Below are 12,603 nucleotides of genomic sequence, written 5' to 3' on the forward strand. Positions count from 1 at the left end.
ACTAGTATCTCTATTAAAAGCTATAACTCGTTGTAATATTTTAAACACAGAGACGCAAAGGCACAGAGTAGTATAGTAGATAATTACGATTTAATAAATTAAAAACTTTGTGTCTTTGTGCCTCTGTGTTCATTTAGTTTTTTAGTGCGTTTATAACAAATGCAATGACATACTCTTTATGTTTCTGCATCATTTCGTTGTATTCGTCTATTGACTTATCTGCTATTTTGGTAGCAAACTTGGCAAACATAAAAGGAAACAAACATAAAGACAAAACGTTCAATCCAAAGTCGATGGCAGGTGTTTCTTTGATGATGCCTTCCTTCACAGCTTCGTCTATCCTGTCGGATAAAATGGTGAATATCCTTTGCGGATTTCGTTCGATCAATCTTTTTACCAGTGCATCGGGTCCGCGATTAGCTTCATTAAGTATAAATACGGGAATCTGCGGGTATTGCGGTAGCAACTCATAGTAAATATTAATCCATGATTCTATTAGCTCGAAAAAGGGCATATCCGAACTTAAAGTATCTAAAACCTTATTGATTAAGGTGTCGAAAGCCTCATCGAAGATAATTTCGAACAGGTTATACTTCGAATTGAAATAGTATTTAATATGCGCTACATTGGTTCCCGAGGCAGCAGCTATATCGCGTATGCTTGTGCCATCGTATCCTTTTTGGATAAATAGTTCGCGAGCTGCATGCAATATTCGTTTATCGGCATCCGGTGTAGAATTTTTCTCTTTCATCTGGTTTTAAACGATTGTTTAAGACAAAGTTAAACGATCGTTTAAAGAGGGCAAAGAATTGTCGGTTAATTTTTGCTAATAGGTGCTGGCGGGTGAGTTGTGATGAGTTCCATACTCATTGATGGAAAAAGTAATAGATGTTGAAGTAACCGGGGTAACAATTACTCCGGTTACCTCATTGTTGACAGATGTAACCAGGGAAACTACTACCCCAGTTACCTCTCTAACCGAGGAAGCTATTACCCTGGTTCCCCCATTTTCACCTATTATATATAATAAAACAATATATATAAAACATAAAGATACTGCGCCTAAGCGCAAATCTACATTTTCAGAAAATAAAAAGAGTAAACAAATAGATGAAAGAGCTTTTGCGGCTTTAGATTACCCCATACCCTGAAAGACAGGAGCGGGCGATCCAATGATTTCGCACGGCCGTGTGAATATCTTGCCACGGCCGATTCAATAGTTTGCCACGGCCGATTGAATATCTTGTTGCGCCCGTATAAGATGCGCATACTTTCGGATGCGGCAATTTGCGGACGTTTGCGGACGGCAGCGGACTTTGGCGGAATGAACCGAAAATGACTTCTCTATCTTTGTTTCGGGATTGGGGAAAGGAAGGGTTCGGTTGGATGAAAATATTTATTTAAAACAATTTAGTTATGTCATTATTTTATAAAGGTTATCAAAGTGTATTGAAGTTGCAAAATGGAATCTGTAAATGTGATGCGTCGGCAGAAATAGATAAGGGCAGAGATGATTCCTGCCATCTCTGCCCTTTTGCAATTGGTGTTAAGCTTTATGTAAATGATACCTATTGTTTATCCCACCAAACTCTTACACTTGGGTTATTTTCGTTGGCTACAGCATTGAAATTTGCACCATTCAAAGTCGATTCTGTAGAGGGGTACATAAATTTGGTGGGTGCATTCTGTCTATTCAAAAGAACACTCTTTTCTTTATCCTCAACCATAACAGGAAGGTCTGTTCGGCGGAGTTCAGCCCAGTTTTCGAACGGTTGAACAATCCATAAATGTATCCATTTCTGGGTCATTATTTGTTCAAGGGCTTTGCTTGCATCATATTTGTAAATGGATGATCCTATCCAAGTATTTAGGGCTGTTTCGGATACATCTTTATTAGCAATTTCAGATACTTTCATCTTTGTCTCCGTGCTGTTCTTATAATAATTGTAATATTCTTGTACGGAAAGAACGATTGCTTTGTTGTAGAATTCTTCAACATCTCCCCATGTGATGAGGTTTCTTAAACGAGCTTCTGCAAGAAACAGGTACACCTCGGAGGCTGTTATACCAATACCATTCGGAAATTTGCTGTTATTGCGGATGGTTACAGAACTTACAACACCATAAGTATTTCTGATTTCGTCTGCGGTGAGCGATTTTACAAGAGCCTCAGAATCATCTGCCGATTCGGGATAACCTACAATTGGTTTATCGGGATGTGTAACATTTCCATCCAAATCAGTGGGAGGTTGGAAGAATACAGGAAGACGAGGGTCTTCCGCATCATTAAACAGATTGACCATTCTTTGAGGGGCATACGCAAGCTCTCCGTGTGTTTGGCTTTGACTTTCTTTGAGAGCCCTCCATATACCTACTCTATTACCAACTAATGCTGTTTTTTCGACTTTTGTGTATGGATTATCTGCATTCTGGGTGATTAAATCATCCAGTGTAAGTTTGCTTAATACTTCTTTAGCTTTGGCTTCGTCCACATTCGATATACGCATAGCTGCCCGTAACCGCATGGAATTTGCAAACTTATACCATTTGTTATAATTACCGCCATAAACTACATCTTGTGTAGGGAATATGCGATGCTTCTCTATATCGTTATTCAGAGAATTGTTCTTCAGATAGGTTGCAGCAGATTCCAAATCATCGAGTACGCTGTAATAGATGTCTTTTTGTGAATCGTATTTGGGAGTCAGGTTTACAGGTTGCCCATATAATCCGTTACGTGCTCCCCAAGCTTCACTGTATGGCATGGAACCCATCACATCCGTAGTCATTATGGTATTATATGCCTTCAGTATTTTGGCAGTTTCCATATATGGGGCATAATTAACTCTTTGTGCTTCGGGCAAAGAAAAATTGTATTTCTTGTCCATCTCTACAAGTTCCTGCATGCGAGTTACATAATACCTGTTCCATCTGTTATTATCGGTTCGGATTGTATATACTGAAACTCTCCCATCATTTGATTTGCGGGCAACGGTTTGCGTATATGTACCTAACAGGCGGAATACGTAGTTGTAAAAGTCGTTGTAATCGTTATCTATTGTTTTGGTTAACCCTTGGGTATAAAGGTATTCAATATTGGCATCTTTAAACTTATCAGGGCTAAAATGCCTGCTGTCCAACTCCTTTTCGCAAGAAGTAAACAATAGCAGAAATGCGAATGTATATAGTAATGGTTTCATATCTTAACTTTTTAAGTTTTGTTTAAATATATAATAACTTTGTCTATCAGAATTTGGCCTTAATTGAAAAACCATAACTTCTTGGGTATGGATAACAGGTGTATTCAACGTATGCATTTTGTGCTTTTGTTCCTAATACACTTTCAGGGCTTACATTAGGCACGCTCTTGTAAATATAGAATAAGTTGCTACCAATCAGAGATATGCTTAGCCCTTGCAGTTTAGCCTTGCTATATATTTTAGCCGGAACCTGATAAGAGAGAGAGATTTCTCTGAACTTAATAAAGGTATTGGTGTACATTTGATCCTCGGTAGCATTTCTTCCATAACGGTTGCTATAGTATGCTTGTGCTGTAACGATGGTTGTATTTTTTGTTCCATCTTCATTTACTCCGGGAACAATAATACCATCATGATATACACGTCCGTCAAGAGAATTGCTTGGAGCTGTAGCATTATGATTTTTTAATTCTATTTTCTGATTCGTATCTTTGTCTATATAATAGGCAAGTCCACCATGCTCTTCATCGCGTCCGTAAAATGATTCTTTACCAGCTCCGGATGATTTAAGGAAGTTGTTGGTGAAAGAAACGAGTTTTCCGCCAAACTGTCCATCAATATGAGCTGATAATGTGAAGTCTTTGTATCGGAAAGTAGAACTGAATCCTCCTGTGAATTTAGGCATAGCGTCTGCATAAAAGCTCTCTTTTTCTTCTTGCAAGCACTTACCATCTTTCACTACCATATTACCATTGGCATCGCGTTTCCATTTCTTGATGTATATACCATAAGTGGGTGCACCAGGTTTCGACATAAAATTAACGCTCCAAGGATTTCCTATAACATAGCTATCCAGACCATCAACAAATTCTTTTAGCTCACTCTTCGTGTAACTGAAATTCAATGTAGCATCCCATTCGAAATCTTTAGTAACAATAGGCGTTGCGTTAATTTGCGCTTCAATACCGTAGTTTTTAATAGTTCCGGCATTCATACCCATTTTCTCGGCACCACTTGATACGGGAACGGTTATGTTTAATATCTGGTTTCTTGTTTCGTTAGTAAAGTAAGCTAAATCAAGTCCTATACGGTTATTTAATGCTTTCAGTTCCACACCAAATTCCCATGAATGAGTTTTTTCCGGCTCTATAACTACAGGAGGTACAGTGCTGCTAAAACTGTTTGTGTAAATAGTGTTGTCATAACTTCCATTCGTGTAGGCGTAATTAGCAAAATAAATATCGGGCGTATAGTTACCTACAATTGCATAAGAGGCTCTTGCCTTTCCGTATGTAAGCCAGGCGGGTAATTCAAAAGCATCTGTAAATACAAATCCCAAACCGAAAGACGGATAGAAGAAACTGCGGGATTCTTTAGGCAGACGAGAAGACCAGTCGTTACGAGCAGTAATATCTAAGTATAGATAATGGTTGTATGCTAATTGTCCTGAAGCGTACACAGCCTGCATAAACTCACTTTTGTTATAGCCCCAGTTTCTGGTGTTTCCAACAGTGGGTGCAAATTTATTATTTACTGTAGAAAACATTCCATTGTATAACAAACCGTTAGATTGCCATTGACTCATATTCTCTTTGATATCTTCGGCAGATACAGCAGCCATAAGAGATAAGTCGAATTTATCATTTAATGATTTGTTGAATAGCAACATCGCTTCATAGAACTTCTTGGTATAGCTTTCGTTTCTCTTTCTGTATAAACCTTCTGCCTGAGTATCTGTAGGTGCAGAATATTTCTTAAACATTTCTTTGTCCTCTTTTAGCGTGCTGAGGCGGTCTGTACCTAAAGTCAATCGGAGGCTTAAGGGGTCTATAATCTTAATATTTGCACTTAAAGTACCCATCCAGCGGTCTTTGTTAGCTCTGTAGCTATTTTCATTTTGTTGCCAAAGGAGGTAGTTAATTATATTTCCTGTGAGGTTACTATGTACTCCGTCCGACATATCCTTAGACATGAAGTAACCATCCGAATCTTTATAATGATCCTTGTATAATTGAGAGATTTCACTTCTTGGCATAGGGAAGTTTGATGCTCTGTCTATACGAGTAGGACTATTCAGATTTTTTGTTCTGTTGAAGGTAACAGATGCATCAATGGTTAACCATTCGGTTAATTGGGTTCTTCCGGAGAAGTTGAAGTTGTGCTTTTCCTGTTTCATGTTTTTCAGGAACCCTTCATAATTACTATTCGCATAAGATAAACGCATGCTGGTTTTCTCGGCACCGCTTGTGATAGAAATGGTATTGGTGTTTGTAAAACCATTCTGGAACAGATCTTTGAAGTTATCCGGTTGCGGATTGAAAGGGCGTTCTACTCCATCCCACCAAAGTACATTTGTGCCATCCATACGAGGACCGAAGCTGAAATAAGTTTTTTCAAGAATATTTTGTCCGGCGGCATTCTGATCGAAGAAACCTTTGGTACCCACACCATATTGATTTTGGTATTCGGGTAGGTAAGCTACCCGGTCGGTAGTGTATGAGGTAGAAAAGTCAACTCCTAAGCCTTTGCTTTTAGTTCCTTTTTTAGTTGTGATGATGATTACACCATTCGTTGCGCGCGAACCATATAAAGCCGCAGCATTCGCACCTTTAAGAACAGATAAGCTTTCGATATCTTCGGGGTTGATATCATTCATTGCCGATCCGTTTTGTGTATCATTACGCTCGCGTCCCGCCCAGTTAGAGTCATCATCATAAATAGGCACTCCATCTAATACAATGAGCGGACGGTTTGATCCGGATATGGAGTTGATACCTCGTAACTGGATTTTTGTTCCACCCATAGGTCCTCCGGCTGTGGTTGAGATGCGCATACCGGCTACCTTACCATATAATGAACTACCAAGGTTTTGTGTAGGTACTGTTTGAATATCACCTGCCTTCAACTCGCTCATAGCATAACTAAGTGCCCTTTTTTCCTTCTTAATACCTAAAGCGGTAACCACTACTTCGCCCAGCACTTTGCTGTCTTCTTCTAAGGTTACGTTAAGAGTGGATTGTTTGGTGTACTTAATCTCTTGCGTAGTATATCCCATAAAAGAGAATGTTATAATGGCGCCATCCTGAACATTGGTCAGTGTATAATTACCATTTAAATCGGTAGTGGTTCCATTGGTACTTCCTTTAATAAGAACAGTTGCTCCTGCTATGGGACCAAATTGGTCGTTTACTACTCCTGTTACTTTTCTCTGTTGTTGTGCATGCTCGTTGCTTGGATAAGCATTGATGCCGGGAGTTGAGTAAATGTTTCCGGCAGAGCCTACTACTGCCAGAAGCAATAGTATGGCGATTTTCTTACTTAATTTTCTCATGTAGATCAATTTATATTTTCCGGCTACTATGAACCGGAAAAGGTTAACAAAATGCAAAGTCTTTCTTTATCATACCGGATGTATAGCCGGATGATTGTGTTTCAGCAAAAAGATTAATAAGACCAAATTAGTGTAAATGGATTGTAAATGATTGAAGGGTGGGGCGATAATATGATAAAATCGTATCCGATACGATTTTATCATGTTTCGTATGATTTTATCAGGTGAGAAGCTGTTATTGGCTGTTCCTGTACTGAATGGGAGTAACACCAAGCTGCTCTTTAAAGCATTTGCTGAAGTAACCCGGAGAAGAGAATCCTAACTGATAAGCGATCTCTGCCACCGTTAAATGGGTATTCTCTTTGAGCAGGAATGTGGCTTTCTTCATTTTAAGGATAAGTAGGTATTCGTTAGGTGTGTAGCCGGTTATTTCTTTTATTTTCTGAAATAACTTCGATCGGCCGATTTTTAGTTCCCTGGCCCAAACTGTGGTATCGAAGTCGCTATTACAAATATTAGATTCAACGATATTGATAGCCTCCTCTATAAACTTTCGGTCGATACTGTTGGTAGCTAATTTATCATCTTTAGCAGTATTCTCGTCGCTAATCTGGGTTTGGAACCTGGATTGCAACTCTTTCCGGTTTCTGATTAGGTTATGACATTTTAGCAACAAGAGTTCTATATCAAATGGTTTGATAATGTAATCGTCGGCCCCATATTGTAGTCCTTCTATGTTTTGTTTTAAAGAGGAATGGGCTGTAATCAATATAATAGGAATATGATAGGTATCAGTATGTGCTTTTAAACGTTTGCAAACTTCAAGTCCGGATAGGCGGGGAATCATGACGTCCGTTAGAATCAAGTTGGGTTTTGATTCTATAGCTTCGCGCAATCCGTCTTCCCCATTATTGGCGGTTATGATGTTATATAGAGGCGAGAAAGCTTCAACCAGGATTTCCAGTAAACCTTCATTATCCTCTATAATTAATATCGTTGTATCCGATTGTTTTTCGTTTTGTTCGGGCAATTGCTCTTCCTTTTTGGACGATATGATGGGTTTGGGCAGATAAACATTTTCATTGGTCACCCATTCTCCTTTCTGCTCTTCGCTAAAATGGGCATCACCCAGTAATAGTTTTATTGTGAAGCAAGTCATTACGCCTACTTCACTTTTTACAGAAATCTCTCCGGAATGCTGCCGGATGATCTCACGGCTTAATGAAAGTCCTACTCCCATTCCTTCCATCCATTGAGGGGTAGACTCGCGGTTTATTTGGTAGAACTGCTCGAAGACTTTGTTCAGATCTTCTTCCTTGATTCCAATGCCGTTGTCTTCTACAGATATAATGATATGATCTTGTTTACGCTTAAGGCTTAGCATCACACATCCACCTTCCGGCGTGAATTTGAATGCATTAGATAATAAATTGTATAAAACCTTTTGTAGCTGTACGTAGTCAAACCAAACCTCTATCGGCTCTTCGGAGCATTCGTTTTTAAAGGTAATGTTACGAATGAGAGCATATTCTTTAAAAGCAATAAATATATCTTTGATAAATAATGATATATCCTGCCTGGATACTTTAATGGGGAAGTTTCCCTGTTCCAGTTTGGTAAGATGAGTTAATTCATTAATGAGATGTTGCATCTCGCCGGTATGCTTCCTTATCTTAAGGAATTTGTTTTTAATGGATCGTTGCAGGTTATTTTCTTTCAGGATCACATCAATCTGACTAAAAATAAGAGTGAGGGGCGTTCTGAATTCATGCGATACATTCGTGAAGAAATTCTGTTTCATCAGATTTAACTCGGATAAATGCTGCTTTTCGCGTTGTTCCATTTGTAAGGTAGCTTTTAATAAAGCATTCTTTTTAATGAAGTGAAGTATTAAAAACAATAGCAAGATTGCCAGCGCGCCATAAACAAAATAAGCAAAGAGAGAGGCATAAAAAGGAGGCGTAATCAGCAGAGAGAGTTTTGCTGTTTTAGAGTGGTTGTTTACCTCTCTCACAATTAGACTATATCGGCCGGGAGGAAGCGATGTGTACCGGATTATTTTATCTTTAGTAATGGTCCATTGCTGATCGAAATTCTCCAGAATGTATTCATAAGCAATGTTATCGGCATGCATATAATCGGAAGAAGCAAAAGATATGCTGATGTTATTTTGCTTATAATTCAACTCAATGAGCTTACTGTAAGCGATGTCTTGCTTGAGTATTTCGGGTTTGGTTAGTGTGTTTACAGGTTTGTTGTTAATTGATAGAGATGAAAAGTGAAGTTCGTAAGAGTCGTTATCCGAAACACTCATTGTTTTCAGATCTTCTTCAGACAAGACAAGCATTCCCCCTATGCCGCCAATATAAATATCTTCGTTTAGTGAGGAAATATGCAGGCCACTACTTTCATTGATTGATTTTAAGGGAGATATTTTAGAGAAGGGGAATGTGAAGAACTTATCTTCGGAAGGATCGAATAATGAAATGCTATTGTTAGCAGTTATTATGAATCGTCCGGAATTCATTCTTGCGATGTTATAATAAGAATCCATAAAGAACGAGGTTTCATCGTTATTTATTAACTGAAAGGAGTGCTCGAATTCATTGTATCTGATGATCTCGGTGGCTCCTAAGAGATAGATTTCTCCTTCGTTTCCCGGAATAATCTTTTTAATGGTCAGTCTTCCGCCCTCAGGGTTTATGGTTTTGTGGCTGAAATATGTAATTTCACTCGTTAATAGATTTATATTGTATAGCCCTCTGGTTAATGACGAAACCCACAACTTATTTTGATTGTCGAGAAAGAGCGTATGAATAACTCCGTTCTCCGTATAGTTGAGAAGGGGAGTAGGAAGAAGAGGTGTGAGTTCGTGGGTTTCCCGATGAAGTTTGTAAACGTTTTCCTGGGTTAATATAATAATGTATTCTTTATAAGGTAAAATGTCGCAGATGTTTTTTTGGCAAGGAGATAGCAGGAGGTGTTTTCCTACTGTTTCGAATTTATCAGAACCATCTTTTTTAACCAATAGTCCTTGTGTGAAGGTACCAATAAATAGCTTTTGTTTTTCCTGATCGTACCATACAGACTTAATGGTGTTATCGGGCAAATTACCTTCTTCTTTATTATATCGGGCGACCTCTCCGGTTCTTTTATTGAATTTATTCATTCCTCCCTCTTCGGAAGCAATATAAAGATTGCCTTTGTGGTCTTCTGTCATATTACCTATAATCAATCCATTCAACATGGTAGGATCGGACTTGTCGGTAGGGTAGTAATGATAAAGTTCGATGTTAGGATTAAAATAGCTGATCCCTCCATAATAAGTACCTACCCACATTGTGCCTTGTTTATCTTTATAGATCGCATAGATAGAGTTGTGTTTTAAAGAGTAATCTGTTTTTTCATTTTGTACAAGGATAGAAGAAGTCTTATCTTTTAATGAAAAGAGTGTGATTCCTGTGTAGGTGCCTATCCAAATGTGCTGTTGATTATCCTCGTTGATGCATCGTATCCGGTTGTTGGATAACTGAAAGTTTTTAAACGAGGAGCAGTTTTCTTTTATGATGCTGATTCTATGAGGGTCGGATGTGTGTACAATGCGAATGCCATCGTCGACTGTACCTATCCATAAGTTCTTTTGCGAGTCTATAAAAAAGCAGGATATATCTATAGAGTCTATAATGCACTCTATGGTATTGCTTTTAGAAAGGTACAATCCTTTATTAGTGCCTAACCATATATGGTCCTCCTGCTCAAAGTATACCGATTTAATTGTTTCGGTGGCATAGGGCGTTTCGAGTATTTTCCGAGAATGCCGGGTGGAGTGATTGTATGAAAACAATTCATTGGAGTATGTGTAGTATAATTTTTGGTTTTGATAGAAAATACTTCCGGCTTGTATGGGTGTGAGGTGAAATTTCCAGGTATAAGTATCAAATATAATAAGATCGGAGTTTGACAATATATAAATAAGAGAATCTCCATCATACTGTAGCTTTCTGATGTTGGTACCTTGGGCTATGTCCGAGTAATCCGTGATTCTAAACTTTTTAATGGTATTTCCATCATACTTATTCAACAAATCGTTTCCAAACCAAATATTCCCCAGATTATCTTGGCAAATGGATATTGCTGATGATATAGAAGAGCCATCGGTCGTGGAAATCTGCTTGAAGTAGGCTTCCTTTTCCCCAAAAGCGGTTATAGTAATGGATATAAAAGATAATAATAAAATTACTTTTTTCATAGATACAGAATTAGCACAATTCCCTAAGCCTCTATTCAACTTTATATAGATTTATCGGTAAACTTTATACAATAATACTGAATTTGCTTGGTTTATACAAATATTATGCATTTTTATTGCTTCGCATCTTGAATGTATTCAACTGATTAATGTTGCAATTTCAGAATTTAATTGCCAGAGCCTTTTAACCTTTTACCTTTCTTTTTGTTACTAAATAAAGGGGGAATCCCTATGGTCAATAGGTCAATAACTGAAATTAAATAGGATAAAGTCTCCCAATCATTTATTTACTCTACGTATATTTGCAATATTACTAATTTAAAAACAATAATTATGAAAGCATTTAAAATTCTTAGTATAGCATTGTTGTCGTTAATGACATTGAATTCCTGCTCGGACGATGTTTATTATGAATCGGAACCTGTTTATCAAGAAACATGGTATGTGGAAGATTTCAGAATTACTCCTAATATGTGGAAATTGGTAGGGGAACCTGGAGAAATAGGGTCTTATTATCGGTGTGTAATAGGTGGCTTGCCATTGAAGGATTCTTACTATGATGGAGTTGTTACAGCCTATATCTATTTTGATTATGACACACCGGATGAAGTGCAAACTCCATTGCCATTTACAGAATATTTCATTGGGAGAAACTCTAAAAACGAAGAGGTGCCTTACTCAATTCAATATTCTTATGATGTGGCAGCCAATGGAACCATTGCTTTTAAAGCTTATGTAAGCGATTATTATACAGACCTTTTCAGACCCGGGACAGAAGATTTTAGAGTAGCCATCGTTTGGTAAACGTGAACTATAGCATCTTTTCAATTAACAATATTAACTTAAAACCGGCGTCATTTCTTAACCAAACCATTAAAATAAGAAAAACACTTGCTCAAATCCTTAAAGAATCATTCTAAAACATACAGCCTATATAAATAATACATATATTGCAGCATCATAAAGGTAGCACGGACATGCATTTTAACTATATAATAGTATAGTAAAATATTAGTTACACACACATTAAACTAATTGTTATGGAAGTTAAGAAGTCAAAACACGTGCAACTTGAGAACAAAAGAGGTACTTGGTTGCTAATGGGAATTATTGTAGTGCTTGCCTTTTTGTTTGTTGCTTTTGAATGGGCACAATATGACAAGGAAATAAACTATGAAGCGAGAGTTGTTGATCCGATTTTTACGGGAGACATGATTCCAATTACTTTTCCCACAATAACACCTCCGCCACCACCTCCTGCAAGTACAGTTATTGCGGATATTATTGAAGTAGTTACTAACGATGTAGAAGTATCCGAAACGGAAGTACCCGATTCGGAAGATAACAACAATCCGGTAATGATAGACTATACTCCGGGTGACTTTACAGGTGGCGAAGCTTCAGAGGTAGAAGAGGTTGAAATATTCACCGTTGTAGAGGCAATGCCCGAATTCCCCGGAGGAGATGCTGCGCTTTTGGCCTACATGAAGAATAACATGAAATACCCCTCTATTCCTCAGGAGCAAGGAATTCAAGGAAGAGTAATTATACAATTTATTGTAGATAAAGATGGAACGATTACTGATCCGACGGTAGTACGCGGGGTAGACCCCTATCTTGATAAGGAAGCAATGCGAGTTATCAAAGGAATGCCTAAGTGGACTCCCGGAATGCAGAGAAAAGTTCCTGTAAGAGTTAAATATACTTTACCTGTAACCTTCAGGTTGCAATAAAATAAATTAAGTTATATAGTTAAATGGGAGAGACCGGTCGTGAATTAGGCCGGTTTTTTTGTTAGAGTTGTATCAAGTGTTTCTTAGAAA

At 37.9% G+C, this 12,603-nt stretch carries 7 protein-coding genes; 3 read left to right on the plus strand and 4 right to left on the minus strand.

The window, feature by feature from the left end; genetic code table 11:
- Window positions 1-133 precede the first annotated feature (133 nt).
- Window positions 134-751, minus strand: a complete 618-nt coding sequence (locus tag D0T60_RS00775; protein WP_163216251.1) for a TetR/AcrR family transcriptional regulator — start codon at window positions 749-751, stop codon at window positions 134-136.
- 121 nt (window positions 752-872) lie between these two features.
- Between D0T60_RS00775 and D0T60_RS00780 the strand changes: the two genes are divergently transcribed.
- Complete coding sequence (locus tag D0T60_RS00780) at window positions 873-1,151, plus strand: hypothetical protein (RefSeq protein WP_163216252.1); 279 nt, start codon at window positions 873-875, stop codon at window positions 1,149-1,151.
- Window positions 1,152-1,568: 417 nt separating this feature from the next.
- Here D0T60_RS00780 and D0T60_RS00785 read toward each other — a convergent pair whose 3' ends face one another.
- The 3 genes from D0T60_RS00785 to D0T60_RS00795 all read right to left on the minus strand — a co-directional run bounded on the left by D0T60_RS00785 (window position 1,569) and on the right by D0T60_RS00795 (window position 10,780).
- Window positions 1,569-3,200: a SusD/RagB family nutrient-binding outer membrane lipoprotein gene (locus D0T60_RS00785; protein WP_163216253.1), complete on the minus strand. Its 1,632-nt coding sequence runs from the start codon at window positions 3,198-3,200 to the stop codon at window positions 1,569-1,571.
- 46 nt (window positions 3,201-3,246) lie between these two features.
- On the minus strand, window positions 3,247-6,531 hold the full coding sequence (locus tag D0T60_RS00790) for a SusC/RagA family TonB-linked outer membrane protein (RefSeq protein WP_163216254.1): 3,285 nt from the start codon (window positions 6,529-6,531) through the stop codon (window positions 3,247-3,249).
- A gap of 235 nt (window positions 6,532-6,766) precedes the next feature.
- Window positions 6,767-10,780: an ATP-binding protein gene (locus D0T60_RS00795; protein ID WP_163216255.1), complete on the minus strand. Its 4,014-nt coding sequence runs from the start codon at window positions 10,778-10,780 to the stop codon at window positions 6,767-6,769.
- Window positions 10,781-11,113: 333 nt separating this feature from the next.
- Here D0T60_RS00795 and D0T60_RS00800 point away from each other — a divergent pair, with 333 nt between their 5' ends.
- Together D0T60_RS00800 and D0T60_RS00805 are read left to right on the plus strand one after the other, a co-directional pair.
- Entirely contained in the window at window positions 11,114-11,584 is a 471-nt protein-coding gene (locus tag D0T60_RS00800; RefSeq protein ID WP_163216256.1) for a hypothetical protein, read from the plus strand.
- Window positions 11,585-11,820: 236 nt separating this feature from the next.
- The gene (locus D0T60_RS00805) at window positions 11,821-12,513 is read left to right on the plus strand and encodes an energy transducer TonB (RefSeq protein ID WP_163216257.1); all 693 of its coding nucleotides are present in this window, start codon (window positions 11,821-11,823) and stop codon (window positions 12,511-12,513) included.
- Window positions 12,514-12,603 lie beyond the last annotated feature (90 nt).

It is taken from the genome of Bacteroides sp. 224 (genome assembly GCF_010500995.1).
In the GTDB taxonomy this organism is placed as follows: Bacteria; Bacteroidota; Bacteroidia; order Bacteroidales; family Bacteroidaceae; genus Bacteroides.

Excerpts from the sequence above, each read along its gene's own strand:
- D0T60_RS00780 (WP_163216252.1), top strand. The coding sequence starts at position 873 with ATGGAAAAAGTAATAGATGTTGAAGTAACCGGGGTAACAATTACTCCG.
- D0T60_RS00775 (WP_163216251.1), bottom strand. The coding sequence starts at position 751 with ATGAAAGAGAAAAATTCTACACCGGATGCCGATAAACGAATATTGCAT.
- D0T60_RS00795 (WP_163216255.1), bottom strand. The coding sequence starts at position 10,780 with ATGAAAAAAGTAATTTTATTATTATCTTTTATATCCATTACTATAACC.
- D0T60_RS00805 (WP_163216257.1), top strand. The coding sequence starts at position 11,821 with ATGGAAGTTAAGAAGTCAAAACACGTGCAACTTGAGAACAAAAGAGGT.
- D0T60_RS00785 (WP_163216253.1), bottom strand. The coding sequence starts at position 3,200 with ATGAAACCATTACTATATACATTCGCATTTCTGCTATTGTTTACTTCT.
- D0T60_RS00800 (WP_163216256.1), top strand. The coding sequence starts at position 11,114 with ATGAAAGCATTTAAAATTCTTAGTATAGCATTGTTGTCGTTAATGACA.
- D0T60_RS00790 (WP_163216254.1), bottom strand. The coding sequence starts at position 6,531 with ATGAGAAAATTAAGTAAGAAAATCGCCATACTATTGCTTCTGGCAGTA.